23 protein-coding genes and 5 tRNA genes are annotated in these 23,922 nt (G+C 50.4%); 9 read left to right on the forward strand and 19 right to left on the reverse strand.

Annotation, left to right across the window (positions count from 1 at the left end):
- Window positions 1–17: 17 nt before the first annotated feature.
- The 5 genes from ACI48K_RS00690 to ACI48K_RS00710 all read right to left on the reverse strand — a co-directional run bounded on the left by ACI48K_RS00690 (window position 18) and on the right by ACI48K_RS00710 (window position 4,325).
- Window positions 18–821: a type II secretion system F family protein gene (locus tag ACI48K_RS00690; RefSeq protein WP_475025633.1), complete on the reverse strand. Its 804-nt coding sequence runs from the start codon at window positions 819–821 to the stop codon at window positions 18–20.
- Window positions 818–2,065, reverse strand: coding sequence for a CpaF family protein (locus ACI48K_RS00695; protein WP_475025634.1), 1,248 nt, complete (start codon window positions 2,063–2,065; stop codon window positions 818–820). The genes ACI48K_RS00690 and ACI48K_RS00695 overlap by 4 nt, the downstream gene beginning before the upstream one ends.
- The gene (locus ACI48K_RS00700) at window positions 2,062–3,210 is read right to left on the reverse strand and encodes a P-loop NTPase family protein (protein ID WP_475025635.1); all 1,149 of its coding nucleotides are present in this window, start codon (window positions 3,208–3,210) and stop codon (window positions 2,062–2,064) included. The genes ACI48K_RS00695 and ACI48K_RS00700 overlap by 4 nt, the downstream gene beginning before the upstream one ends.
- Before the next feature lie 276 nt (window positions 3,211–3,486).
- Entirely contained in the window at window positions 3,487–3,927 is a 441-nt protein-coding gene (locus tag ACI48K_RS00705; RefSeq protein WP_475025636.1) for a thiol-disulfide oxidoreductase DCC family protein, read from the reverse strand.
- A 119-nt stretch (window positions 3,928–4,046) separates the two neighbouring features.
- Complete coding sequence (locus ACI48K_RS00710; protein ID WP_475025637.1) at window positions 4,047–4,325, reverse strand: hypothetical protein; 279 nt, start codon at window positions 4,323–4,325, stop codon at window positions 4,047–4,049.
- Window positions 4,326–4,712: 387 nt separating this feature from the next.
- Between ACI48K_RS00710 and ACI48K_RS00715 the strand changes: the two genes are divergently transcribed.
- Window positions 4,713–6,062 (forward strand): Nramp family divalent metal transporter, encoded by a 1,350-nt coding sequence (locus ACI48K_RS00715; protein ID WP_475025638.1) that lies wholly within the window; start codon window positions 4,713–4,715, stop codon window positions 6,060–6,062.
- Between the two features lie 80 nt (window positions 6,063–6,142).
- On the opposite strand, the gene ACI48K_RS00720 is transcribed toward ACI48K_RS00715, so the two are convergent.
- From ACI48K_RS00720 to ACI48K_RS00730, 3 genes are all read right to left on the reverse strand, one after another.
- A tRNA-Leu gene (locus ACI48K_RS00720) sits at window positions 6,143–6,225 on the reverse strand.
- Window positions 6,226–6,291: 66 nt separating this feature from the next.
- Window positions 6,292–7,029, reverse strand: coding sequence for an AzlC family ABC transporter permease (locus ACI48K_RS00725; protein ID WP_475025639.1), 738 nt, complete (start codon window positions 7,027–7,029; stop codon window positions 6,292–6,294).
- A 12-nt stretch (window positions 7,030–7,041) separates the two neighbouring features.
- Window positions 7,042–7,359 carry an AzlD domain-containing protein gene (locus ACI48K_RS00730; protein WP_475025640.1) on the reverse strand — a complete coding sequence of 106 codons (318 nt, stop codon included), beginning with the start codon at window positions 7,357–7,359 and terminating at the stop codon, window positions 7,042–7,044.
- A 173-nt stretch (window positions 7,360–7,532) separates the two neighbouring features.
- Here ACI48K_RS00730 and ACI48K_RS00735 point away from each other — a divergent pair, with 173 nt between their 5' ends.
- Window positions 7,533–8,393 (forward strand): Cof-type HAD-IIB family hydrolase, encoded by an 861-nt coding sequence (locus ACI48K_RS00735; RefSeq protein WP_475025641.1) that lies wholly within the window; start codon window positions 7,533–7,535, stop codon window positions 8,391–8,393.
- Window positions 8,394–8,455: 62 nt separating this feature from the next.
- Here the strand turns inward: ACI48K_RS00735 and ACI48K_RS00740 are convergent, their stop codons facing one another.
- The 5 genes from ACI48K_RS00740 to ACI48K_RS00760 all read right to left on the reverse strand — a co-directional run bounded on the left by ACI48K_RS00740 (window position 8,456) and on the right by ACI48K_RS00760 (window position 10,569).
- Window positions 8,456–9,262 carry a stalk domain-containing protein gene (locus ACI48K_RS00740; protein WP_475025642.1) on the reverse strand — a complete coding sequence of 269 codons (807 nt, stop codon included), beginning with the start codon at window positions 9,260–9,262 and terminating at the stop codon, window positions 8,456–8,458.
- Between the two features lie 107 nt (window positions 9,263–9,369).
- Window positions 9,370–9,452: transfer RNA gene (locus ACI48K_RS00745), tRNA-Leu, on the reverse strand.
- Window positions 9,453–9,466: 14 nt separating this feature from the next.
- Window positions 9,467–9,541, reverse strand: a tRNA-Glu gene (locus tag ACI48K_RS00750).
- Between the two features lie 856 nt (window positions 9,542–10,397).
- Window positions 10,398–10,486 (reverse strand) — tRNA-Ser (locus ACI48K_RS00755).
- A 7-nt stretch (window positions 10,487–10,493) separates the two neighbouring features.
- Window positions 10,494–10,569 (reverse strand) — tRNA-Asn (locus tag ACI48K_RS00760).
- Between the two features lie 188 nt (window positions 10,570–10,757).
- On the opposite strand from ACI48K_RS00760, the gene ACI48K_RS00765 reads away from it, so the two are divergent.
- Both ACI48K_RS00765 and ACI48K_RS00770 read left to right on the forward strand, forming a co-directional pair.
- Window positions 10,758–12,008 (forward strand): MFS transporter, encoded by a 1,251-nt coding sequence (locus ACI48K_RS00765; protein WP_475025643.1) that lies wholly within the window; start codon window positions 10,758–10,760, stop codon window positions 12,006–12,008.
- A gap of 105 nt (window positions 12,009–12,113) precedes the next feature.
- Entirely contained in the window at window positions 12,114–12,674 is a 561-nt protein-coding gene (locus tag ACI48K_RS00770) for an ArsR family transcriptional regulator (protein WP_475025644.1), read from the forward strand.
- 278 nt (window positions 12,675–12,952) lie between these two features.
- On the opposite strand, the gene ACI48K_RS00775 is transcribed toward ACI48K_RS00770, so the two are convergent.
- Window positions 12,953–13,420, reverse strand: coding sequence for a SprT family protein (locus ACI48K_RS00775; protein ID WP_475025645.1), 468 nt, complete (start codon window positions 13,418–13,420; stop codon window positions 12,953–12,955).
- Window positions 13,421–13,549: 129 nt separating this feature from the next.
- On the opposite strand from ACI48K_RS00775, the gene ACI48K_RS00780 reads away from it, so the two are divergent.
- A complete protein-coding gene (locus ACI48K_RS00780; protein ID WP_475025646.1) occupies window positions 13,550–13,903 on the forward strand; it encodes a hydrolase/acyltransferase in 354 nt (117 codons plus the stop codon).
- 914 nt (window positions 13,904–14,817) lie between these two features.
- Complete coding sequence (cmpA, locus tag ACI48K_RS00785; RefSeq protein WP_475025647.1) at window positions 14,818–14,955, forward strand: cortex morphogenetic protein CmpA; 138 nt, start codon at window positions 14,818–14,820, stop codon at window positions 14,953–14,955.
- Between the two features lie 904 nt (window positions 14,956–15,859).
- Here cmpA and ACI48K_RS00790 read toward each other — a convergent pair.
- Both ACI48K_RS00790 and ACI48K_RS00795 read right to left on the reverse strand, forming a co-directional pair.
- Window positions 15,860–18,055, reverse strand: a complete 2,196-nt coding sequence (locus ACI48K_RS00790; RefSeq protein ID WP_475026031.1) for a Tex family protein — start codon at window positions 18,053–18,055, stop codon at window positions 15,860–15,862.
- 170 nt (window positions 18,056–18,225) lie between these two features.
- The gene (locus ACI48K_RS00795; protein WP_475025648.1) at window positions 18,226–18,582 is read right to left on the reverse strand and encodes a DUF4190 domain-containing protein; all 357 of its coding nucleotides are present in this window, start codon (window positions 18,580–18,582) and stop codon (window positions 18,226–18,228) included.
- Window positions 18,583–18,791: 209 nt separating this feature from the next.
- Here ACI48K_RS00795 and ACI48K_RS00800 point away from each other — a divergent pair, with 209 nt between their 5' ends.
- Genes ACI48K_RS00800 through ACI48K_RS00810 form a run of 3 tightly spaced genes read left to right on the forward strand, consistent with a single transcriptional unit; the run spans window position 18,792 to window position 22,105 of the window.
- Window positions 18,792–20,237, forward strand: a complete 1,446-nt coding sequence (locus ACI48K_RS00800) for an efflux RND transporter periplasmic adaptor subunit (RefSeq protein ID WP_475025649.1) — start codon at window positions 18,792–18,794, stop codon at window positions 20,235–20,237.
- The gene (locus tag ACI48K_RS00805; RefSeq protein ID WP_475025650.1) at window positions 20,238–20,936 is read left to right on the forward strand and encodes an ABC transporter ATP-binding protein; all 699 of its coding nucleotides are present in this window, start codon (window positions 20,238–20,240) and stop codon (window positions 20,934–20,936) included.
- Complete coding sequence (locus ACI48K_RS00810; RefSeq protein WP_475025651.1) at window positions 20,933–22,105, forward strand: ABC transporter permease; 1,173 nt, start codon at window positions 20,933–20,935, stop codon at window positions 22,103–22,105. Before ACI48K_RS00805 ends, ACI48K_RS00810 begins: the two co-directional genes overlap by 4 nt.
- A gap of 59 nt (window positions 22,106–22,164) precedes the next feature.
- On the opposite strand, the gene ACI48K_RS00815 is transcribed toward ACI48K_RS00810, so the two are convergent.
- The 3 genes from ACI48K_RS00815 to ACI48K_RS00825 form a co-directional block, all read right to left on the reverse strand.
- On the reverse strand, window positions 22,165–22,452 hold the full coding sequence (locus tag ACI48K_RS00815) for a hypothetical protein (protein ID WP_475025652.1): 288 nt from the start codon (window positions 22,450–22,452) through the stop codon (window positions 22,165–22,167).
- A gap of 617 nt (window positions 22,453–23,069) precedes the next feature.
- Window positions 23,070–23,420 (reverse strand): type II toxin-antitoxin system PemK/MazF family toxin, encoded by a 351-nt coding sequence (locus ACI48K_RS00820; RefSeq protein ID WP_068779893.1) that lies wholly within the window; start codon window positions 23,418–23,420, stop codon window positions 23,070–23,072.
- Window positions 23,421–23,423: 3 nt separating this feature from the next.
- Complete coding sequence (locus tag ACI48K_RS00825) at window positions 23,424–23,705, reverse strand: CopG family ribbon-helix-helix protein (RefSeq protein ID WP_475025653.1); 282 nt, start codon at window positions 23,703–23,705, stop codon at window positions 23,424–23,426.
- Between the last annotated feature and the right edge of the window lie 217 nt (window positions 23,706–23,922).

Genomic DNA, 23,922 nt, shown 5'->3' on the forward strand with positions numbered 1-23,922 from the left:
GACGAATACGCTCCTTTCTAAATCCGGATATCGGTGACTTTTAGCATCAGCCAGGAGCAGCAGGCAAATAACAGCAGCGCCACGGCCGAGATAAACAGCCCCGCCCCGCTGTGGAGCGGTTCCATGTAATCCGGCGAGGTCCATTGCATGAATAAGAGGAATAGTACCGGAGAAAGCAGCATTGCTTTTGCCTCAAACCGTTTTTGGGCAATCATCACTTGGATTTCTTGCGTAATTTCCAGCTTCTCGCTAATCATCGCCGAAGTTCGCCTGACGATTTCAACGAGATCTCCGCCCGAACGTTTGCAAATCGTAAACACATCCGCGAAATTGCTGATGTCCTCCATCCCGGCACGGCCGCTGAAATTTTGCAGCGCCTCCTCGATGGGCTGGCCGTATTCCATTCGGGTACAAATAATCCCCAGTTCTTTCATCAAGTCATTGTTTCCGTCAGGATACAGCAGCCTCAAATCTTCAATCGCTTCGCGGAATCCGTTTTCCACCGAACGTCCGGCAGCCAGTGAAGAAGACAGCGAATATAAGACTTGCTTGAAATGCAGGCTAAGGTTGTCCCTTCTTCTTCGCAGCAGATAGCGGCTCCAAAATTTTGGAACAATAACGGTTCCGCCTGTAAGCGTCAACGCAAGCGGCAAGGAATGAAAAAAGACATACCCCACCGCACACAGTGCAACTCCCCCTAGGAATAGGCAGCCGTTTCTTTGACGTCTGTTAAGCTCATAAACCCGGTAATCGGTCAGACCGTCCGAATGCCGGGAAACGGCATCCTGGGAAACGTTCGCTACAAACCTCGCGAGCTTCATGACCGTTCTCCTTCCCAGGAGGTAGCATACTCCGAAAAACCCGCCATTTTGAGCTTATCCACATGTCTCAGACCTTGCCCGGTTCTGACGAGCCTGCCCATGACTTTCCCCTCCTTTTCTTCTTCCTCCCGGAACACGTACAGCGGCTGCAGCACAACTTCACCGTCTCTCATTCCGACCACCTCCGAGATTTCCGTTACCCGCCGGGAACGGTCGCGAAGCCGTGACAGGTGGACGAATATATCGATCGCCGCAGCAATTTGCCCGCGCACAACCGTAATCGGAAGCTCCGCACCGCTGAGCACCATGGTTTCCAAGCGGCTGATCATATCGATCGTGCTGTTGGCGTGCCCTGTCGACAGCGAGCCTTCATGCCCGGTGTTCATCGCCTGCAGCATGTCCAACGCCTCGCCACCGCGCACTTCGCCGACAACGATCCGGTTCGGCCGCATGCGCAGCGAAGAGCGAATCAAATCGCGGATTGTGATTTCGCCTCTCCCCTCGCTATTTGCGTTGCGTGTCTCGAGCGACACCAAATTGGGGACGGTGACGATTTGCAGCTCCGCAGAGTCCTCAATGGTAATCACCCGCTCGTCGGAAGGGATATATTGGGACAAGGCATTCAAAAAAGTCGTCTTCCCCGACCCCGTGCCCCCGCTTATAAAAATGTTATATTTGCAGCGCACCAAGGCTTGCAGAAATTCGGCGGCCTCCGTGCCGATCGCACCCAGAGAGACTAAATCCCGCATTGTCATCGGGCGCTCAGGGAACTTTCGAATAGTCATTGTAGGCCCTTTTAAGGCAACCGGCGGAAGAACAATATTTACCCGAGACCCGTCTTTGAGCCGAGCATCAACGATAGGGGACGATTCGTTAACGACCCGGTTGACTCCTGAGACGACGGTTTGAATAATATCCTCAAGCCGTTCCCTGGATTCAAACCTAACGGGAAGACGCCGAACTTGCCCCTTTTGCTCTACAAAGATATCTTCATGGCTATTGATCATGATTTCCGAAACCGAACGGTCGTCCACAAGCGGCTGCAGTACGTCCAACCCGCGGAAGGAGTCGTATAACCTTCGCACCCATTTTCGCTTGTCCGAAGCTGTTAATTCGGCCAATCGCTCCTCGGCCAGAACGCGGTGCTCAATATAATCCTTCAACTGATCGTCTTCCATCGCTGACGTCATATCCAGCCCCAAACGAATGTCCGATCTTAATGAAGCAAACAAATCACCCATCAATGGACCTCCCCCGCATGCCCTGACAATCCGGCGCTGCCGTAAAGCTCTTGGCACAATTTCCGCACATCGCGCTGAAAAATCGGAGAATGCGGCACGGATCCTTCCCTGCTTCCCTGATTCCAGGAAGGAATATAAGACAATACGGACTGCACGGTGATTCCGGTTTTCGGCATCAAGGCGGATAATTCACCTGTATACTTATTCAAGGTAAACCGGGTCTTACCGAGAATTCCGCTGTAAAAATGAGGATTGGACCGCTCCAGATGACCGAGCCACAAATGGTTTTTTCTCATAACGCCCCAATCATCCGTCAGCAGCCAAACCAATTTGTCGCTCCGCTCGAGCAGAGCCTCCGTTCTCCCGTTCGGGAACGAATCGCCATCGACAATAATCACGTCATAAAGCCCGCTCCCGACAATGTAGTCGATCAGTTCCGTCGTATCTTTGCGCTCCATTTCCAGCATTTCGTTAAGATTCCCCACGGGGCCGAAGGTATCTCCCCGCAGCACCGGATGCTTGTAGGCATAGGCAGAGATGGGAAAACGAAGCTGCTCCTTTCGATCATCCGCCGCCTTAAGATCATACAAAAGCTTGGCGAGTCCCAAGTTATGCCCCTCGTACAGATTCCGGTTATCCAAAGAAATGTCGCTGCCGACGGTTTCGAGATTAAGATAGAACACCTTCCCGCCTTCCTCCGCCAGCTGTTTCGCCAAATTCAGCGCAACCGTCGTTTTTCCGCCGCCGCCCACCACGGAATACACGCCGATGACCGAAGTCTTCCCCCCATCCGCTTCCTCAAATGATCCGCCGCCGCGCACAATGTCAATCACGGATGAAAGCAGCAGATGAAGGGGCTGATATTTAAGCAGTTGCTGCCCCTCGTATTTCTCTCTCCCCGTTTCGCTTAAACAAATCCAAGGAATGGTTCTTCCTTCTATGTCACCCTGCACTTCCAAAAACAGAGGCTCCCCCAGCACGGCATCGGCAAATTCTCCGGATTCCCCCATATATCTGAAAAATGCTTCTTTCCTGCTGAACGCCGTTACCTCAAGCCTCCGGTCAAACTCACTGTATCGCACATAATGCAAAAAAGGCTCGATATATTGCTCATCCTGAACGGCCAGTACGAGTCTTACAGGAACCATGGCCTCGCCATCCTTTCCCACGGAAAAACAAAAAGCACCGCCCAAAACCCGATTCAATCGGATGTTTGGACGGTGCTACCGTTCCGTATTCCTGAAATTTACAGTTAGAATAACATAGTTCATCGGTACAGGCAAGTCCCAATTCCCTAAAAATTGGATGCTTTATAAGTTAGCCAGAGATTCTTGCTGCAAAGGCAGCCGTGTGAATTGTTCTTCCGATCGCTGTTGTTCCCGGACTTCTTTGATTAATTGCATTCATTTGAAGTAGAAATCCGGTTAATTCCCGTTTGCGGAATCCTCCAAAAATCTGTCCCGAATTTCTTTCGTTGGCACAAGGCATTCCTCACTCTTCCCGAACCAACGGTAACGGCTTGCAGCGATATGTCGGTATACTCCATCCCGAATGCCGCGGGGAACAAGTATAAACACATAATAGAGCGCGGGCCATGGAAAGCGCAGCCCCTTGGCTATACGGAGAGCCGCGTCCGAACGGATGTAGCATTTCCCGTTGTAGAGCAGCACAATTGTATCGGCTTGCTCCGCCTCAGGCGCATCCTGTTTCAGCAAACGGAGAGCGATTTCCGATTGAAGCGACGCAAATTGGAAGCGTCCCTCGGGATCGCGCTTAACGATAAAGCGAACCGCGCCCTGACACAGGTTGCAGACTCCGTCAAACAGAACGACCGATTTGGGGAAGCCCGAAAACTTTTCGTCCATTTTGCTCATCACACCCTTCGTATTCGCATTATACCGCACCTAATCGCCCTTTTGCCCATATAAAGAAAAAAGCACGGGGAATTCGCTCCCCCGTGCCTATCGTCGATATGACTGCCGTGTTACTCCGCCAAAACTTTATTGAACCACTGCTCTTCTTCCATTTGGCGATGAATTTCACCGGAAAATTTGTCCATACATTGACAAATAAAATCTTTGCGGCAGACCGGACAAGGCGACTTTTGCAGCCGGCTGACGTTGGTTAACCTCCACTCCGGAGAACGGTGGTAAAACACGCGGCACGCCGTACCGTCGGCCATCTTAACGATAAATTCATACAATCCGTCTTTTTCGTTGCTTCCGGCCTTGGTCACATTCTCAACAATCGGTCTGTAAGACATGGTTATCACCCGTATTATCAAATTTCATTCCATTTAGTACTTAGTCATATTAATTAATTTTCTGCGGCGTGTCAACTTGAAAAGCCCATAATGACGGGTTCCTTTGTATTTTTATAAGATGCGCAGTAACGCGACCGTTCATTCGCTTCCTAATTTCGGAAAAACCGTCCAATTATTTGGAAGCACCGGATTCTAAAATCCTTTTACAATGCGGTTTAAAGGCTTGTTTTAGCCAAGGGAAATTTTTAATCGTCTATGCATAAAAGTTTCCCTAGACAAAAACTATTGTAGGAGTACAATATAACTAAGAATGATTTTCAATTAGCTTGTTGCCAATGCATCAAAACATAGTTTCAAAAGACTTTGATTAAAGGTGAGGTGATTAACATGAACATGCTTCAAAATGAAACTGCCGCTCCAAAACGCGGCTGGAGATTGGACGGCGGCCAGCCTTCCCTGCCGGAAGCGCACCGTTCCATGAAACTTCCCGCCGGAGGTTCATGGCTCAAGAAGTTTCTTGCCTTTGCCGGTCCGGGCTACCTTGTAGCCGTCGGGTATATGGACCCCGGGAACTGGGCCACCGATATCGCCGGCGGCTCCCAATTCGGCTATACGCTGTTGTCCGTGATTTTGCTTTCCAACTTGATGGCGGTGCTGCTGCAGGCCCTTTCGGGCAAGCTTGGCATCGTCACCGGCCGAGACCTGGCTCAGGCCTGCCGGGATAATTATTCGAAGCCGGTCGTCATCGGCTTGTGGTTGCTTTGCGAGTTAGCCATTGCGGCTACGGACCTCGCGGAAGTGATCGGCGCCGCCATCGCCCTTAACTTGCTCTTTGGAATTCCCATCATCTATGGTGTAATGATTACCGTAGTCGATGTACTGCTTGTTTTGCTGCTGCAGCACAAAGGATTCCGTGCCCTTGAAATTTTCGTTATTGTCTTGATTGCAACGATAGGCATTTGCTTCGGCGTCGACCTGTTTCTGGCGAAACCGGATATGGGGCAGGTCGCCCAAGGATATCTGCCCAGCATGACGGTGCTCAGTAATCCGGAAATGCTGTACATCGCCATCGGTATCCTGGGAGCGACCGTTATGCCGCATAACCTTTACCTTCATTCCTCGATCGTGCAGACGAGAAAATTTGAGCAAACCCGTGAAGGAAAGCGCCAGGCGATTAAATACGCGACTTGGGATTCCACGATCGCGCTGTCATTTGCCCTTTTGATCAACTCGGCGATTCTGATTGTCGCAGCCGCTACCTTCCATAAAGCCGGACTCTTCCAGGTTGCGGATATTAATGAAGCTTATTACATGCTGACTCCAATCGTGGGTACTACGCTGGCGAGCGTACTGTTCGCCGTTGCGCTGCTGGCTTCCGGGCAAAACTCCACCCTCACGGGAACGCTGGCCGGGCAAATCGTCATGGAAGGCTTTGTGAACATTCGTCTTAGCCCATGGTTGCGTCGGTTGATCACCCGGTTGATCGCCATCATTCCGGCGGTTATCGTTACCGCTATCTACGGCGAACGGGGGACGCAGGATTTGCTGATTTTGAGTCAGGTTATCCTGTCGCTGCAGCTGCCTTTTGCCGTCATCCCGCTTGTAAAATTCACCGCCAGCAAAGCCAAAATGGGCGAGTTCGCCAACAAGCTGTGGGTGAATGTGCTCGCCTGGACGATCGCCGGCATCATCGTAACGCTGAACGTATACTTGCTGGTTCAAACCATCCTCAACTAAACTCCGTGGTTTGCGCCATACGTGCCGAAAAACAAAAAAAATCTCTTGCTTATCGCAAGAGATTTTTTCTCGTGTATCGATGCGGTCGAGAGGACTCGAACCTCCACGGGGTTTCCCCCACTACCCCCTCAAGATAGCGTGTCTGCCATTCCACCACGACCGCATAAACAAGTTTTTTGAAACGAACATTTTTTATTATATCGTCCGCCATCGCAAAAGTAAAGCGGTATTATTTTCCTGTATTCAACGCGTCCATTGTGTCCGTTTCCGGCCGTGTGCGTCCCTTGCGCGCCATCATTTGTCCGGCTGTCGCCCCGATCAAGCCGCCGAGAATAAGGCCCGCTCCGCCCCAATGCAGCATTCCGGCCAGCGTCGCCACCAAAGCCCCAAGGCAAGCCGACAACATGGAAGGCAAGTTCCTTGAGCCTCCAAGCAATAGCGCCAAAAACAAAGCGGGCAGGGCGAAACTCAAAACTGCCGCCGTTTCCGAAGACACCATTCCGCCGAGGCCGCTTCCCACGATTGTACCGGCAAGCCAGGAGCCGTAAGCCGCAAACGCAAATGTCAAATAGTATGAAGGCATCAGCTTTTCCCCCTTGTTCGTCCGGCTGGATATAACGACAAAAGCCTCATCGGTCAGCCCAAACGCCGCCGCCCATTTCAAAGGCTCCCTCCAATCGGACACATAGGGACCCAGAGTTGCTCCATAAAGCACATGGCGCATGCTTACCAGCAGAATCGTCGTAACGATGGTAGCCGGGACAGCGGACGAAGCGAACATCCCCAGCAGCATAAACTGGCCCCCTCCGGAATAAATCCAGGCGGAGCTTAAGTTTGCAAGGAACGGCGATACTCCGCTGGCCGTCGCCAAAACCCCAAAAGTTATCGATAACGGAAAATAGGCGATAATGATCGGCAGAACATCACGCAGTGCTAATGCAATCCGATCCCGTCGAGTCATTTCCATGTCGCTCCCCCTTCACAGCAGATAAAAAAATACGGCGTAAAAGCCCACGCCCGCCATCACCGTCAGCAGCAGCCGGCGGGTCCACCAAGCGATCAGGATCGTCGGTATCGCCGCATAAAGCGTCGGGTTATCGAAAATCGGAACCCACTTTCCGTCCTGGAGCAGAAGCATTGGACCCAGCAGCGCGCCGAGCACGCCCGGAGATACGAAGGACATCCACTCTTTTGTCCGCTCGGACCATTTTACCCGCCCGCCTAAAATTAGGGAGCCGGCCCTCATCAAATAAACTCCGGCTCCGATGAGTATAATAATCCAAAGTTTGGTCGTCATTCTCCTCATTCCCGTTCTTCGCTTGATTCGTTTCCCGATTGGAAGGCCCGCCGGACAAACAATTATGTTAAATTGTAACACAATCCGCCATGTCTTGACCTGTAATGCATTTCATAATTTATACTTACGGACAGATAAACAAATATAAAACATGGGTGGGAGGACGATCATTGATGAAATTGATCGCGGTCGATCTGGACGGTACGCTGCTGACTTCCGAAAGCAAACCGAGTGCGGAGGGCTTGGACGCTATTCGCGCGGCTTTAGATAACCGGGAAATGGTAACCCTATGCACGGGCAGAGCCAGTTTCGATGCCAAAAATATGCTGGGCCAAAAATTGAACATACCGATCATCGCCTTTAACGGAGCCGCCGTATATGATGAAAACTATCAATTGCTTAAGGAAACGCCGATCGATCCTGATGTCGCATTGGAAACGATCCGTTATTTGAAAGAGATCGACGTTTATTTCGAAGTTTTTTGCCCGGAGGCCATTTATTCTCCTTCCGGAGGGAGAGCCAAACTTCAAGCGGAAATGGATATGCTTGTTAGCGCCACCCCGGATATAGATGGAGAACAGCTCTGGAAAAGCGCGCAAATCCAGTTCATACAATTCGGAATTCAGCCGGTGGAGGATCCGGTTCAGGTGCTTGAACTTGGACTTCCCATCTACAAGCTGCTGATTTTCACGTACGACGAAGCCAAGCTGGAAGAAATCCGCCGGCGTTACAACGGACATTCCGATTTGCATACAACGGCCGCGGCCGCTCATACGCTCGAAATCATTTCAAAACAAACCGACAAGGGCAGAGCGCTTCAATTCCTTGCCGGACATCTGGGCGTGAATCCGTCCGACACAGTCGTGATCGGAGACAGCTATAACGATGTGTCCATGTTCCGCATTGCCGGCACCAGCATCGCGATGGGCAATGCGGTCGAGGATATCAAACAGCTCAGTACATGGGTAACCAAAGATAACGACCACCACGGAGTCGCCTACGCCATTCGCCAATTGCTGAAAGCCACGGTTTAAAGAGTTGATTCTGTTAATTGAAAAAAAGGGCCCTGCGCTTGACGCAAGGTCCTTTTTGCTGGTTATTCGGTTTTCCACGCCAAAATCTCACCGGTTTGGTCCGTTTCCGTCCAACTCGGCACGTATTCAAAGTACGATGGCTCCTTCGTCTTTAAAACCTTGAAGGTATACGATCTAACAATGCTTTCCGTCGGCATTAATTCCCCAAAGAAACCATATTGGTTATCGGAGCTGTCGTCGTTGTAATGAAGACGGAACGTGCCTTCGGCGATCTTTTTATCTTGAGTGTTGTTTTCGAGCTTATAGGAAATCGTGTATTCGTCGAATCCTTCTTTTTCTTCCTTATTCATATTCGTAACCGTTACCGTCATGCCATCGACTTGAGAAACCTGAGGTATGCCGACATCAACGAAAGTCAGTTCATTGTTATCCTTTTGAACCTGATTAACCGTGGTAAAACTCACCGTCCGGCGTGAGTTATCCCAATCCACGATATTGCCGGTCGACTCGCCAACAAAACGCAGCGGTACGAAGGTAGAGCCATCGATCATTTTAGGCGGTGAATCAATCCTCAGGGCTTCTCCGTTTACGGTTGCCATTCTGTTATCGATTTGCAGGCTCAAAACAAGCCCCTCTTTCGAGGCAGTTATTGAACGCGACTTATTATCCCATTTCACCGAAAGACCCAGCTTTTCAAATACCGGCCTAAACGGAACGTAAGTGATGCCGGAAATTTGAGCGGGCTGTTTATCAAACAGAACCTGTTCGCCGTTAATAAAAACAGTGATTTGCCCGGCATCGGCATAAGATAGATTGGGCGTCGCAAAGACAAAAACTAAGGTTAGGAAAAATATCAGTTTTTTGGTCATAATACCCCTCGTCCATTATAATTTAGGCATATTATACCACTATCCTTTATGACAAAAAACCGCTTTCTCTCGGATATTTTCCAAGAAAAAGCGGTTTTGTTCCGTTATGCGGTCGAGAGGACTCGAACCTCCACGGGGTTTCCCCCACTACCCCCTCAAGATAGCGTGTCTGCCATTCCACCACGACCGCATATGAAATTAAAATGGTGACCCGTAGGGGACTCGAACCCCTGTTACCTCCGTGAAAGGGAGGTGTCTTAACCACTTGACCAACGGGCCAAATTCTATCACGCCTTGAAGCGGCGACAAGATTGAGTATAACAAAATCCGAAATGCAAGGCAACCATTTTTTTGAAAGCTTTTTCGAAAGCTTTTTTGAGCGCTATTGCCGTTTTTTAAGCAAATCGTTGGGAAGTGAAAGAGGCCGTCCGAATTCGGAGCTGGATTTCGGCCAGTTTCGAATTCGAAAACGCCGCAAGCTCAAGCTGCCCCAGATGCAGCGCGCACAGGTCCGCGTGCGGGCCAACCTTGCTAGCGGTTCGGTCAACCGGAGTGAGGAGTGAGCACGATATCGAGGAGGAGCCAGCCCGTCCTCCGCCGGGTTCAGACCTGTCGGATTCGGGCCCCCCTGCCTTGCTTTTGCCGCGCAGAGGCGGCGGGCGCCTGGGGCCGTCCTCGTCCTGGTCTGGAACCAACAATAAACAGCAACGGCGATTTCTCGAATAGCGGTATAAAATGGCCTTATTTCACTCTGAGACTGTATTTTCCCGAAAATAGCGGTGCAAAATGGCCCTATTTTCGGCAAAACGTCCAAAACCGTAGAAAAAGGAACTCTTCTGAAGAAATAAGGCCATTAAACGGCGCTATTCCTTCAGAATGAGCCCCTCCAATGGAAATAAGGCCATTAAAAACCGCTATTTTAAGTACCGGAAGGAAACGGTGTTTGGGGGATGCCGTTCGACCAGAGCAGCTCATTTGTTCTGACTTATACTGACGCAAATCCTCGAAGTCGATCTGTTATCTGCCGCGATCTGGCAGGTTTTTCTGCTCTATTGATCATGATAACTTTTAGAGGGTGTCCCCAAGCCATCATAGATGACTTTTGGGACACCCTCATCGGTCGTGTTATTCAATACGGAGAGAGAGGGATTCGAACCCTCGCACCACTTACGCAGTCTAACCCCTTAGCAGAGGGTCCCCTTATAGCCACTTGGGTATCTCTCCAAGAAAATGGCTCCCCGAACAGGACTCGAACCTGTGACAACTCGATTAACAGTCGAGTGCTCTACCAACTGAGCTATCAGGGAACATTGAGATAATGTGAGACAAGGTTAAATTTATCACGATTACGCGCCAAAGTCAAGATTTCTCCCCATTTTTGCCGGCTAACCGGCTCTCAAAAATAACTGTTGCAAACTTCCGGAAAATCAATAAAATAATCTTAACGTTAAAATTATTTTAACGTATAATTTTTTTTATGAGGGGCATGATTTTCATGAGCAAACAGGCTTTAAGCAAAGGAAAAGGACTGGCTGAGTTAACCGCCTACAAGTCGTTTTTGCAGCTTCTTCTGGCCAGAATCATCTCCCGTTTCGGCGACTCGATTGATTCCATCGCTTACAGCTGGATGGTGTACCAGCTTACGGGATCCAAGATTTTAATGGGCACGTTGTTCGCTTTGAATTACGTTCCCGGAATATTGTTCAGCTTCTTTGCCGGGGCGCTGGTTGACCGCTGGGCCAAAAAAGTCGTAGCGGCAGTAACCTATCTGGGACGAGGAATCGTCGTTATCCTTACTGCCGTATTGTATTTGACCGGCCTGCTTGAGCCTTGGCATTTGTACATCTTTACCTTAGTTATTTCCACCTTTGAATGCTTTTCCAGCCCGGCGGAAATGGCGCTGGTTCCTCATCTCCTCCCCAAAGAAAAGCTGCTTAGCGGCAACTCGATCAGTTCCTCCGCTTCGCGAATTTCCGAACTTATCGGTCTCGGGATCGCCGGAGCCATTATCGCCTATGGCGGTATCTTCAGCGCAATCCTGATTGACGGATTTACGTTTATCGCGGCCGCGGTCCTCATCGTCTTCATCCGTATGGAGCCCGAGCAAACAAACTCCGCCGCAAACAAAGAAAGCTCTTTGGGAAAGGAAATAAAAGCCGGATTATCATTTTTAGCCTCTAACCGGCTGCTCCTTACGATTATGGCAGCGGCTGCCTTTGTAAACTTCTGCCTTACCCCCATCAACGTACTTAATCCGGTATATGTGGACGAAATTCTTAATATCGGTCCAAGCGGACTTAGCATACTCGGCATTAGTCTGACCGTCGGAATGATCACTAGCGGACTATGGATCAGTCATAAAGGCAGTTCTTTTAAAAAAAGCAGGCTTATTCTGTTTGGCTTCCTGCTGCTGGGCTGCAATTACGCGCTGATGTATCTTCCTTCGCTGTTTCCTTCCCATTCCATTTATCCGGCCGCAGCTTTCATGTTCGGTTTAGGCGCTTCGATCAGCTTTGCCGGCATTCCTTTATCGACTTACTTTATGGAAATCGTGCCAAAGGAGTTGCTCGGAAGAGTCGGGGCTGTTTTTAACATGGCTTGTACCTGCGCAATGCCTATAGGAAGCGCGTTAACCGGAGTGATCGGAGAATGGATGCAAGTTCAGGTGATCTACCTTTCTTTTGGAATTTTAATGATAGTTCCTATCTTGTATTTATTGCGGCAGCGCAGTTTTATGAAAATTTGAGCGAGATCCGGGGCCTTTGCGCATTCTTTTTCATGAGCTATACTTAATGAGGTGACTAACAAAAACGAAGTGAAGAATGACGATCGCTCATTGAGGTGTGCCTATATGGAGATAAAGATACTGAAAACATTAGAGGAAATCCGGATTTATTCGGACCCTTATCGCATCCAGATCATGAATGAATTCCAAAAATTCGAGCGTCCGGCGACGGTAAAGGAAATCGCCGATTCCATGCACGAAGTGCCGGCTAAAGTCTATTATCACGTCAAAAAGCTGGAAAGCATCGGACTGCTCAGCCTGGTCGATACGAAGCTGGTGAACGGCATTACCGCGAAGTTCTACGAACCATTTCAAGGACAAATCACGATCAAAAAGAGCGAAATCGACGATACCATCAAACAGGTGTTTCAATCGGAGACGGACAAATTAATCAGCCACTTTTACGAGGAAAGCAAAAGGCGGTATTTGAAATCCGCTCAGGGAAACGCCCCATCCGGTCTACTGAACAATCAAAGCTTTTTTTTAACGGCGGAAGACGTCGAGGAATTAAAAAACTGGATCACCGCTTTTTGCGAGAAGCATAAAGGAACGAAGAAATCGGAGAATACCGAACAGTATGAATTGTTTCTGACCCTGTTCAAAAGTGATGACCAAGATACCCATTAGAGGGCAAAAAAAAGAACCATCGTCCCCGTATCCGGAAGCGTGGTTCTTATATTTTTGCGTATTCAGTTGCTCCCATTTGCTTTTGGTCTTTCTTGTTCTCAAGTCGGCCTGCGTAAACGGGCTTCGGCTGAACTCGGGATTCCGTTTTCCTTCCCGCGATAATTTTTGCCGGATCTTTTTGGCTTTGGACGTTGCCATTCGGCATCTCTCCTTACTGGTTGGAATTTTAGTGCTGCATCCTACATTATATCATAAAACACGTGCAGCGAATCTTCCTGTCAGATCTGCAGTGCGCTTATCTTCAGGCGTCCGGCGCATTTCCCGCAGCGATACCTGGCCGGATCGACGCGCCGCTTGCGCATATACTCCATCCCGCAATGAGTGCACACCAGTTTATAGCGGTACGGCAGCGTTTTTCTCGCGGTGCTGCCCGGGAGCGAGTTGCAATATCGGCTTCCTCCCACCTTTTGCAGCAGCACTTTAAAATCGGGATCACGATGCCGGTACCCTCTTCCGGCCAAATGCAGATGGTAATGGCATAATTCATGTTTGATGATCCGCTCGACCTCCTCCTTGCCGAAGGCTTCCAACTGGCCGGGGTTGATTTCGATATGATGATTTTTCATAAAATAGCGCCCGCCCGTCGTTTTCAAGCGTCCGTTAAATCTGGCCCGATGCCGGAAGGGCACCCCAAAATAGCGCAGCGAGATGTCCTCCACCCATGCCTGCAGTTGCTGATCGTCCATGCTTCTCACCCCTTTTTGATGCGCGAATCCCTTTCTCTATGCGTTAGCACAACGACTAATACTTGAATTTTAACTTCTCCTTACGCTACACTGTCAAGTAGGAACGAAAGGAAAAGGAGATATCGTACGATGCCCTTAATGAGATACGTTATTTTACAGCAGGATCGGGAGCTGAAATTCATCGAGATGCCGCGCGAATATGCTTATCAGCTTAGCGCTTTGAATTTGCGTTTGAACAAGGAAATCGACAAACTGACAGCCGACCGCCTCCCGGCTCTGCCGCGGGCGATTGCCGAGTGCGATCAATTGGACCTGCTTCAGGAATCGCTGCAGATCGTTGGCGGCCTGGATTATATCAACGAATTGGAATCCTCCTTTGCGGCCATTCGTGAGGAAAACTATCCCTTGATCTCCCTGCTGACCGAAATCCGCGCGCTCCAAGCCCAGTTGGAGCAGTGGTACGAGGAAGAAAACGCCATTTGAGCGGGAACGCAAGTAAATTCCAAATTGAAACAAACAGATATTACCCGCAGCAATTCGAGCCAGCCAACTAACCTTAGTTTTCCACTGAGGTGTCGGCTGGCCTTTTTGTGTCGGGATTGCCGCTGACAATATGGTGGCGAAAGGTTGGTTGAAGCTAGGGGCTGAGTAGCGGAGCGTAGGTTGACCTACGTGAGCAACGGAAGACCCGGCTGAATCCAAGATTCGATGTCGATTCCGCTTCGTCAGCCCTTGCCTCGTGATCAAAAGTCGGTTTTTTTAACTTCCTCTTCCATCTGGTGAAAAAAACGGCTTTTCAGTACCGAGAAGGTTGGTTGACGCTAGGGGCTGAGTAGCGGAGCGTAGGTTGACCTACGTGAGCAACGGAAGACCCGGCTGAATCCAAGATTCGATGTCGATTCCGCTTCGTCAGCCCTTGCTTCGTGATCAAAAGTCGGTTTTTTTAACTTTCTCTTCCATCTGGTTAAAAAAACGGCTTTTCAGCACCGAGAAGGTTGGTTGAAGCTAGGGGCTGAGTAGCGGAGCGTAGGTTGACCTACGTGAGCAACGGAAGACCCGGCTGAATCCAAGATTCGATGTCGATTCCGCTTCGTCAGCCCTTGCTTCGTGATCAAAAGTCGGTTTTTTTAACTTTCTCTTCCATCTGGTTAAAAAAACGGCTTTTCAGCACCGAGAAGGTTGGTTGAAGCTAGGGGCTGAGTAGCGGAGCGTAGGTTGACCTACGTGAGCAACGGAAGACCCGGCTGAATCCAAGATTCGATGTCGATTCCGCTTCGTCAGCCCTTGCTTCGTGATCAAAAGTCGGTTTTTTTAACTTTCTCTAAGGGTGGGACCTGCACGGTGGCGGGCGTTCTCCCATACCTTAACATACCAGGAATTACCGAGGAGGAATACACGTGCCCAATTGGCTCAGCACACAAATCATGCGTGCCTTCTACAAGAAAGACCGCCGTCAGGTTCGCTTGCTCAACGACTGCTGGTTTTTTTACTACAATCATCTGAACAGCCCCGACAAAGCCAGCAATATAAAATAGAACGAAGTCATTATGGCCTTTGAAAAGTACATGAAGCGCTTGATCGATTTAGGAATTAAAACTATATCGGAACACGAGCAGCCGCTTGAAATCAAGGGACTTCTCTTTCTTTATAGCAAATGTTGTATATTGTGCAACATTTTGAGCATGCGGGGCGGCTGAAACACATTTTGTTGTAAAAAATGCAACATTAATAGCTGTATTCGGCCAAAAATTGAACGTATGAGCCAAAAAGTTGCATAAAATACAACATTCCAGCCGAAAAGCTTGTTTCTGCCTCAATTTGTTGCATGAAGTACAACATTTCCTGCCTTGGCAATGCAAATATACGTGTACAGATTTATAAGTGCAAATATTGGAAAACGCAGAGAGTATTGCAGAGTGCACCATAGAGTCCACCATAGAATGCACATTAGAATACACATTTAGAGCACACATTTAGAGCACACATTAGAGCACACACTAGAGCACACACTAGAGCAACACTAGAGCACCATAGAGTGTACAATAGGATGCACCATAGAGCATCATAGAGCACCATAGAACGCACAGTAAAATTTACTGCAAGAATGTACCGTAAAATGTACCGTAAAATACACCGTAGAACGTACGCGGCACAATTTGATCCGTGCTCAAACAATAGGCGTCTAGCAGGGTCTACCCAGGTAACTTCGCTGATCCGTGACCGCAATGTGCGGAGACTGCGATATCACATGTTTGGGCCGGCACGGGACAAGGCGGAGCTACGAACTTACGAACTTACGAATTACGAACTTGCGGACTTGCGGACTAGCCAGCGGTCAGCCTAAGCGAGAGGCCGCAAACGGACAGAAACCGGACCAGCCTAGGCAGGCTGTCCGGTTTTTCCCAATCGCCGATATAACGCTCAGCGGCAAGCTGACGATTATTGACCGGCAGGCTTGCGCATGGTCAAGCCGACGCGGCCTTTTTTGACATCGACGCTCAGTACCCATACGGTAACGTTATCGCCCACGGAGACAACGTCCATCGGATGCTTGACGAACCCGTTGCTGAGCTGGGAGATGTGGACGAGCCCGTCGTTTTTGATCCCGATATCGACAAAAGCGCCAAAATCGATCACATTGCGAACCGTGCCCTGCAGCTCCATGCCCGGAATCAAATCTTCGATTTTCAGCACATCGGTACGGAAAATCGGCAGGGGCAGCTCTTCGCGCGGATCGCGTCCCGGACGCTGCAGGCTGTCCAAAATGTCCTTCAGCGTCGGCACGCCTACGCCCAATTGAACGGCAACGTTCTCCGGATTCAGCGCAGCCAGCTTCTCGTTCAGTTCCTTCGACCCCAGTTGATCGAGCTCAACCCGCAGCTCCGCAAAAAGCCGGTTCACCACATCGTACGATTCCGGATGAATCGGCGTACGATCCAGCGGATGCTCTCCGCCGTCGATCCGCAGGAACCCGACGCATTGCTCGAAGGTTTTGGCGCCAAGCCGCGGCACTTTTTGCAGCTGCTTCCGGCTCCGGAAGCGGCCGTTTTCCTCGCGGAACTTCACGATATTTTTGGCGGTCGTGGCGTTGACGCCGGAAACGTAAGACAAAAGCGCCGGCGAGGCCGTGTTCACGTCGACCCCGACATGGTTCACCGCAGACTCTACGACATTTGTAAGGCTTTCGTCCAGGTGTTTTTGCGATACATCGTGCTGGTATTGTCCAACCCCGATCGCCTTCGGCTCGATCTTGACGAGCTCAGCCAGTGGATCCTGCAGCCTCCGTGCAATGGACACCGCGCTGCGCTCGGCAACGTCGAGGTACGGGAACTCCTCCTGCGCCAGCTTGGATGCGGAGTACACGCTTGCTCCGGCCTCATTCACGATCAAGTAGGCCAAATCCTTATCCTGACGTTCGGCGATGACCTCGGCCACGAATTGCTCCGTTTCGCGCGAAGCCGTGCCGTTGCCGATCACGATCAGCCCAATCGCGTACTTACCGATCAGTTCGTGGAACTTGGCGGCCGCCTCCCGCTTCTTGTTGTTCGGCGGCGTCGGATACGTCACCGCGACCTCAAGCAGCTTGCCGGTGTCGTCAACGACAGCCAGCTTGCAACCCGTACGGTAGGCCGGGTCGACGCCCAGTACATTTTTGCCCCGCACCGGCGGCTGCAGGAGCAAGCTGCGTAAATTGCCGGCAAAAATCGAAATCGCCTGGCCCTCTGCCTTCTCCGTCAATTCGCCGCGCACCTCGCGCTCAATCGACGGAGCGATAAGACGTTTGTACGCGTCCTCAATCACCGCCCTCAGCACGTCTTCCGTCGACGAGCGGCCCTTGATTACCTGTCCGCCCACATAGCGCAGAATAGGTTCGGCCTCCACCTCAAGCGCCACTTTGAGCACATTTTCCCGTTCGCCTCGATTCATCGCCAGGATGCGATGCGGCGGCATTTTTTTGGCCGCTTCCCGGTAATTGTAGTACATCTCGTACACGGATTCCTCATCCGGCGTTTTCGCTTCGGACGCCATCATGCCGTGATCCATCGTGTAACGACGAACCCACGCCCGGGTCGAAGCATCGTCGGCGATCGTCTCGGCCACAATGTCCATCGCGCCCTGCAGCGCATCCTCGCCCGATTCCACGCCTAGATCGGCGTTTATGTATCTTTCGGCCTCTTCCAATGGCTTACCTTGTTTTGGCTGAGACAACAGCCATTCGGCCAGCGGCTCCAGCCCTTTTTCCTTGGCTACGCTCGCCCGCGTTTTCCGTTTCTGGCGATAAGGACGGTATAAGTCTTCCACTTCCTGCAGCTTCACCGCATTTCCGATCGCTGCCGCCAATTCGTCCGTTAATTTCCCCTGCTCCTCGATAATGCGGATAACTTCCCGCTTCCGTTCGCCGAGATTGCGCAAATATTGCGCGCGTTCCTCGATATCGCGAAGTTGATTCTCATCCAGCTCCCCGGTCATTTCCTTGCGGTAACGGGCAATAAAAGGAATCGTGTTGCCTTCGTCCAGCAGTCCGATCGTTGTCCGAACCTGCTTTAGCGACAATCCGAGTTCCTTTGAAATTTGCTTGACGATGCGTTCCTGTTCCTCCGCCCCGGTTTCGTTTTGCGAGACGGCCCCGTTCATTTCCGTTTGCGACAATGGAATCCCTCTTTCATTCAAAAAATGCGACTTCTCTTATTATCACAAACTTTGCTCCGCATTTCCAGCGACTGGAGCATCGAACCTCCCCCAAAACGCAAAAAACACCGCGCCACAAAGGGGAGCGGTGCTTACAAGCCGAAACCGAAACAAGTTTAGAAATTTGTGAAAGTGTTCGTTGTGGTAGAAGAAAATGCAATGATCGCAATAATTAAAATCAGCAGAATGATTCCCCATAAAGCGGTTCCGATAATCCCGCAGACCAGGCCTGCGATGCTGAAGCCCTTGCCCTGTTCATTGGAAATTCTGATCTCCTTGAGCGATAAGCTCGAGAACACGATCCCCACGATTCCCAAAATAAATCCCGCATAGGGAATGACGATCGCCAAAATGCCAAGCACAAGCGAAGCGATTGATTTTCCGTTTGTTTTAGCCGGTACGGGCGGCTGATTTGGCGGAAATTGGCTGAAACTGGAGTACTGATAAGACGGATCGGACGGAATTTGGTCCATGCAAAGCGTTCCTCCTCAAAGATAGATACCCCCATTATACCAGAAAGCCCCTTCCTTGCTATTCCTAAATGAATAATCCCTAATTTCTAGCAGAAAATTTTCAGGAAATCTTCAGCTTGGGTTCAGCCTGAATTCATCTTGTTTCCTTAGTATATAGATTGCTTCCTTATATAGAAGCGGATTTTATCTCTCAAGAAGGTTGGAATGACATGATGAAGAAAAAATGGATATGGATCGGGATTGGTTCTTTGCTGATCATTGCCGCTGCGCTGATACTCATTTTCGTTTTACCTGGCAAACAAAACAAAAATGCAGCCGCTCCAGTTTTCAATACGGCACAGGTAACCAGGGGGGACATCGTTGTCGCCGTATCAGGGACAGGCTCCGTCACTTCAACCAATCAGGAGAGCGTACGTGCCACGGATGAAGGAAAAGTCAGCAAGGTCCTGGTGCATACGGGAGATATCGTGAAAAAAGGCCAGGAGCTTTTAACCTACGAAAGCCTGGATAATTCGGACAATATTAAAGATAAGCAGAATACGCTGGAGCTGCAAAAAATGGACCTGGAAGACATGCAAGAGCAATACAAGCAGCAGGTTCAGGACGGATCGGACGATCAGACTCTGCACAAAACGAAGGAACAGATCGCTAAGCAGGAGATGGATATCAGTTCGACGGAAGATCAAATCGCTTCCTTGAAAGAGGACGAAGCGCCGCCGTCTCCCCTGAAGTCCTCCATTAACGGAACCGTCACGGCAGTCAACATTACGGCCGGAGAACAGGCCAAAGGCGGCAGCGACTTATTCGTCATTAACGATTATCAGTCCTTAAGCGTATCCGTTAAAATCGACGAACTCGATATTCCGAAGGTCAAAACCGGAATGAAAGCAAATATTACGCTTGACGCCCTTCCGGATAAAACGATTGAGGGGAAGGTCACCGAGATCGCTAATGAAGGGGAAGCCACCAACGGCGTATCCCTGTTTGACGTTACGATTGCGCTGAACGATTCAACCGGGGCCAAAGTAGGCATGTCAGCCGAGGCATCCGTTGTTATCAGCGAGGCAAAAGACGTTCTCACGCTGCCGATCGAAGCGGTTCAGGAAAGAGGAGATCGTTATTCGGTTATTCTTCCTTCCGCATCCGGCACGCAGGATAACGCCGCAAGCTCGGACAACGGTACAAAACAAGCCCAATCTCAAACCCAAGGCCAAACTCAAAACCAAAGTCAGGGCCAAAATCAAGCCGGAGCCTCCGGTCAATTCCGCAATCGCCAAGCCACAAGCGGTATGGGCCAAATGAAGCAGGTCGAGGTCGGCGTGCATGACGAAAGCACGATAGAAATCAAGAGCGGATTAAGTGAAGGCGATGAAGTCGTGATTCCAACCATCCGGGCTTCCGCATCTTCCGCTAATCAAACGGAAAACAACGCGCGTATGGGCGGCGGCCTCTTTGGAGGAGAGGGCGGTTTCGGCGGTGGAGCGGGCGGCTTTAGCGGTGGCGGAGGCAGCGGAAGATTCGGCGGCACCGGCGGCGGCTTTAGCAGAAACGGCGGCGGTTCGACCGGTGGCGGCTCTACGGGAGGAGGTTCTACCGGTGGCGCTGGATCCGGCGGAGCTTCCACAAGCGGCTTTGGCGGCGGGGGTGGAAGATAAATGAGCATCGACCACCCTTTGATCCGGGTAAACGGATTGACCCATGGGTACTCCATGGGCGGCGAGGTAATGACCGTATTGAAAGACATCAATTTCACGATTCATTACGGGGAATTCGTCGCTATCATCGGTCCTTCCGGATCCGGAAAATCCACCCTGATGAACATTCTCGGATGCCTGGACGTCGCAACGGAAGGCGAGTACCTGCTTGACGGGCAGGACGTACGAAAATTGTCGGATAACAAGCTGGCCAAGATCCGTAACGAGAAAATCGGGTTTATATTTCAGCAGTTCAATCTGCTTCCCAAATTGTCCGCCTTTGAAAATGTGGAGTTGCCGCTTATTTATAGGGGCATGACGCACCGGGACCGGAAAAAGCAAACCGAGGAATCGCTGGAGCGTGTCGGCTTAAGCGACCGTCAGCATCATCGTCCCTCCGAGTTGTCGGGCGGTCAGCAGCAGCGTGTAGCGATCGCCCGCGCCATTGCCGGGAATCCGCCCCTGCTGCTGGCGGATGAACCCACCGGCGCGCTCGACAGCAAAACCGGAACCGAAGTGATGGACCGGATGAAATCCTTGAACCGGCAAGGCCATACGATCATTCTGATCACGCATGACATGTCCATAGCCGAACAGGCCAAGCGGGTCATTCGGATTCATGACGGCAGCATCGTCGAAGATCGGGGGAATCCGGCATGAATTTGCTCCAAAGCTTCAAAATGGCTTGGAAAAGCATTTCCAGCAGCAAAATCCGGTCTTTCCTGACCATGCTTGGCATTATCATCGGGGTTTCCTCGGTCATTACCCTGGTTTCCGTCGGACAAGGAACCACTTCACAGATCACCGAGCAACTCGAAGGACTTGGCACCGACCTCTTGACAGTCTCAATCATGGGCCGCGGCAACACGACTTCCCTGACTCTCGACGAAGCGCTGGCGCTAGGCGATATTCCGGGAGTCGCGAACGTTTCCCCGGTCGTCAATGGTTCGGTCACGGCCAAGAAAGGGACGGAAAACAGCTCCGTAACGATTGAAGGCATCACCCCTTCTTATGAAACGGTTAATGATTTTCACGTCCAATCCGGGCGCTTCATCCTGGACATCGATAACGATTACCGGATGAAGGTCGCGCTCATCGGCACCGAAACCGCCAGCACCCTGTTCGGAACGGAAAACCCCGTCGGACAGACGGTTCAACTGAACGGCTCCAGCTTCAAAATCGTCGGCCTGCTGGAAAGCAAAGGCTCGAGCATGACGGCCTCCAACGATGATCGGATCCTGATTCCGATCACCACGGCGGAACGCTTCATGCAGAGCCGGGGCATTCGCTCCATTACGGTTCAGGCATCCGACTCCACGGATATCAACCGGATCAAAACCCTGTTGGAAGCCGCGCTCGACAAAAAATTCAAAAATGCGGAAAATTCCTACACGGTCTTCAACTCGCAGGAAATGCTCGACACGCTGAATTCCACCACGCAGATGCTGTCGCTCGCACTGGGCGGCATCGCCGGGATTTCCCTGTTTGTCGGCGGCATCGGCATCATGAACATCATGCTCGTTTCCGTAAGTGAACGAACGCGTGAGATTGGGGTCCGCAAAGCGATCGGCGCCAAAAAAAGAGACATTCTGTTTCAGTTCATGATCGAATCCACCGCCTTAAGCGGGTTTGGCGGCATCATCGGCATTGGACTCGGGTACGGCGCCAGCGCGGCGATTGGACATTTCAGCACGCTAACCACCTCCGTTTCGCCTTCGATTGTGCTGATTTCTTTTGGTTTCTCCTTGTTTATCGGCATCCTGTTCGGAGTCATCCCGGCCAACAAGGCGGCAAAGCTGCGGCCGATCTATGCGCTTCGCACCGATTGAATCATAAAGGACCGCAAGAGATGGAACTAAATCCTCCCTGCGGTCCTTTTTATAATCGCTTAGTTCACTCCATAGACTGAGGCCATACAATCAACAAACATGCGGTTGTATTCCTGGCGGGTCAAATCTTTATTGCTCTGGATGTCCCGGCCGAGAAATCCGTCCCAGGTAATTTCAATCTGGTCCTTTTTATAGAAGAACCTGCCGTTCTCCAGTAAGAATTTATCGGTCTCAAATTCCGGAACCTGCCCGTAATCCAGTTTGACGCCCTTCTGCTCGGCCACGAACGTCGCCAAAAGGATCATCATTTTAAAAGGATCGTCATACATTTCATATTGCTCGTTCATTGCACCCATCTCCTCTATATTGGACTGTCTTCATCGTACAAGAATAACCCCGGCCGATAAATAGCAAAAATATATGGTGAAATGAAAGGGCTGTCAAAAAAGTACTATATAAATTGTATGATACAAAAGTCTACATAAGGGAACAAAAGGGCGTTATTAGGACGGTATCGCTCGTTTTACGTGAAATAGAGGCCAGGAAGGGCGCTATTTTCTCGAATCGCCGGGAAATGACCGCCTTTTGCCCCGTTTGCTCAACAATAGGGCCCTTCCGTTCCCCTATTGTCGCACAACACGCCGGAATCCGAAAAATAAGGCCCTAACATACCGCTATTTTGACGGAGCAGAGTAGAGAGGATTGCGCTGTCAGCGATGAAGGCGCCCGCCAACATTGGCTCCGAAGGTTGACACCAGTCCCAGAGACTTGACGTGCGCCTGGAGGCTCGACGCTGGCACGCTAACTCAGAGACTTGACTTGCGCTCATCTTGTCAGCACCGCTTGCGGTATCAAGCCTTAAATAAATTCCGATCGCCGAAAATTTATAAATGCGCATCAAAAAAGACGCCTCGGCATATTCCGAAAGCGTCTACCACCGGACGGAAGCTTCCGCCGGAATAGTTTAGAAGTCAATTAAACCGAGACTGATCAGCAGCGCATCGTTCACTTTTTTCATCGTCTCATCATCCAAGTGCGTAATTTTATCGGTGAGCCTTTGTTTATCTATGGTTCGGATTTGTTCCAGCAAAATAACGGAATCCCGGTCAAACCCGTGTGTAGCCGCATCGATTTCGACATGAGTCGGCAGTTTCGCCTTCTGGATTTGAGCCGTAATTGCGGCAACAATGGCCGTCGGGCTAAATCGGTTGCCGATATCGTTCTGGATGATAAGCACCGGTCTTACCCCTCCCTGTTCTGAACCCACTACGGGAGAGAGATCTGCAAAAAATACGTCGCCGCGCTTTACGATCAATGTTTACACCCCGCTTACTAAGCGGTCCAGAGTGATGTCTGCATCTTCCTCCGCATGGAACGCTTCGGAGGCCATGGATAAATTGATCTTTGCCATTTCCATATATCCGCGCTGCATGGAATCCCGGATAAAACGCTTTTTCCGTTCGTTCAAATACAGCTTCATGGCCTGCCTTATCAACTCGCTGCGGTTGGAATTCTCCATCGCAACGATTCCATCTACCTCCTGCAAAAGATGATCCGGCAAACTGATCATGATTCTTTTGGTGCTGTGCATATTGGCCATCTTCAACTTCCACCCCCAAAACCTTGTCGACCCTGATCCCTACGTGATTCAGTATAGCAGTATTCAAGGAAATTTATACAAAAGAAATATATGCCGTGAGTATATCAAGTATGCTGCATTTCATTATAAACAAAAATGACAACACCGTACATACCTGATCATTTCCATGTGTTTTAATGATTCGATAGTCCTGGCACAAAATCCTTCATATCAGGGA

The sequence above is a fragment of the Paenibacillus terrisolis genome (genome assembly GCF_056171975.1).

Bases quoted from the DNA above. Each gene is read 5' to 3' on its own strand.
- ACI48K_RS00690 (WP_475025633.1), bottom strand. From the start codon at position 821: ATGAAGCTCGCGAGGTTTGTAGCGAACGTTTCCCAGGATGCCGTTTCC.
- ACI48K_RS00700 (WP_475025635.1), bottom strand. From the start codon at position 3,210: ATGGTTCCTGTAAGACTCGTACTGGCCGTTCAGGATGAGCAATATATC.
- ACI48K_RS00705 (WP_475025636.1), bottom strand. From the start codon at position 3,927: ATGGACGAAAAGTTTTCGGGCTTCCCCAAATCGGTCGTTCTGTTTGAC.
- ACI48K_RS00710 (WP_475025637.1), bottom strand. From the start codon at position 4,325: ATGTCTTACAGACCGATTGTTGAGAATGTGACCAAGGCCGGAAGCAAC.
- ACI48K_RS00715 (WP_475025638.1), top strand. From the start codon at position 4,713: ATGAACATGCTTCAAAATGAAACTGCCGCTCCAAAACGCGGCTGGAGA.
- ACI48K_RS00725 (WP_475025639.1), bottom strand. From the start codon at position 7,029: ATGGAAATGACTCGACGGGATCGGATTGCATTAGCACTGCGTGATGTT.
- ACI48K_RS00730 (WP_475025640.1), bottom strand. From the start codon at position 7,359: ATGACGACCAAACTTTGGATTATTATACTCATCGGAGCCGGAGTTTAT.
- ACI48K_RS00735 (WP_475025641.1), top strand. From the start codon at position 7,533: ATGAAATTGATCGCGGTCGATCTGGACGGTACGCTGCTGACTTCCGAA.
- ACI48K_RS00740 (WP_475025642.1), bottom strand. From the start codon at position 9,262: ATGACCAAAAAACTGATATTTTTCCTAACCTTAGTTTTTGTCTTTGCG.
- ACI48K_RS00765 (WP_475025643.1), top strand. From the start codon at position 10,758: ATGAGCAAACAGGCTTTAAGCAAAGGAAAAGGACTGGCTGAGTTAACC.
- ACI48K_RS00770 (WP_475025644.1), top strand. From the start codon at position 12,114: ATGGAGATAAAGATACTGAAAACATTAGAGGAAATCCGGATTTATTCG.
- ACI48K_RS00775 (WP_475025645.1), bottom strand. From the start codon at position 13,420: ATGGACGATCAGCAACTGCAGGCATGGGTGGAGGACATCTCGCTGCGC.
- ACI48K_RS00780 (WP_475025646.1), top strand. From the start codon at position 13,550: ATGCCCTTAATGAGATACGTTATTTTACAGCAGGATCGGGAGCTGAAA.
- ACI48K_RS00790 (WP_475026031.1), bottom strand. From the start codon at position 18,055: ATGAACGGGGCCGTCTCGCAAAACGAAACCGGGGCGGAGGAACAGGAA.
- ACI48K_RS00795 (WP_475025648.1), bottom strand. From the start codon at position 18,582: ATGGACCAAATTCCGTCCGATCCGTCTTATCAGTACTCCAGTTTCAGC.
- ACI48K_RS00800 (WP_475025649.1), top strand. From the start codon at position 18,792: ATGATGAAGAAAAAATGGATATGGATCGGGATTGGTTCTTTGCTGATC.
- ACI48K_RS00805 (WP_475025650.1), top strand. From the start codon at position 20,238: ATGAGCATCGACCACCCTTTGATCCGGGTAAACGGATTGACCCATGGG.
- ACI48K_RS00810 (WP_475025651.1), top strand. From the start codon at position 20,933: ATGAATTTGCTCCAAAGCTTCAAAATGGCTTGGAAAAGCATTTCCAGC.
- ACI48K_RS00815 (WP_475025652.1), bottom strand. From the start codon at position 22,452: ATGAACGAGCAATATGAAATGTATGACGATCCTTTTAAAATGATGATC.
- ACI48K_RS00825 (WP_475025653.1), bottom strand. From the start codon at position 23,705: ATGGCCAATATGCACAGCACCAAAAGAATCATGATCAGTTTGCCGGAT.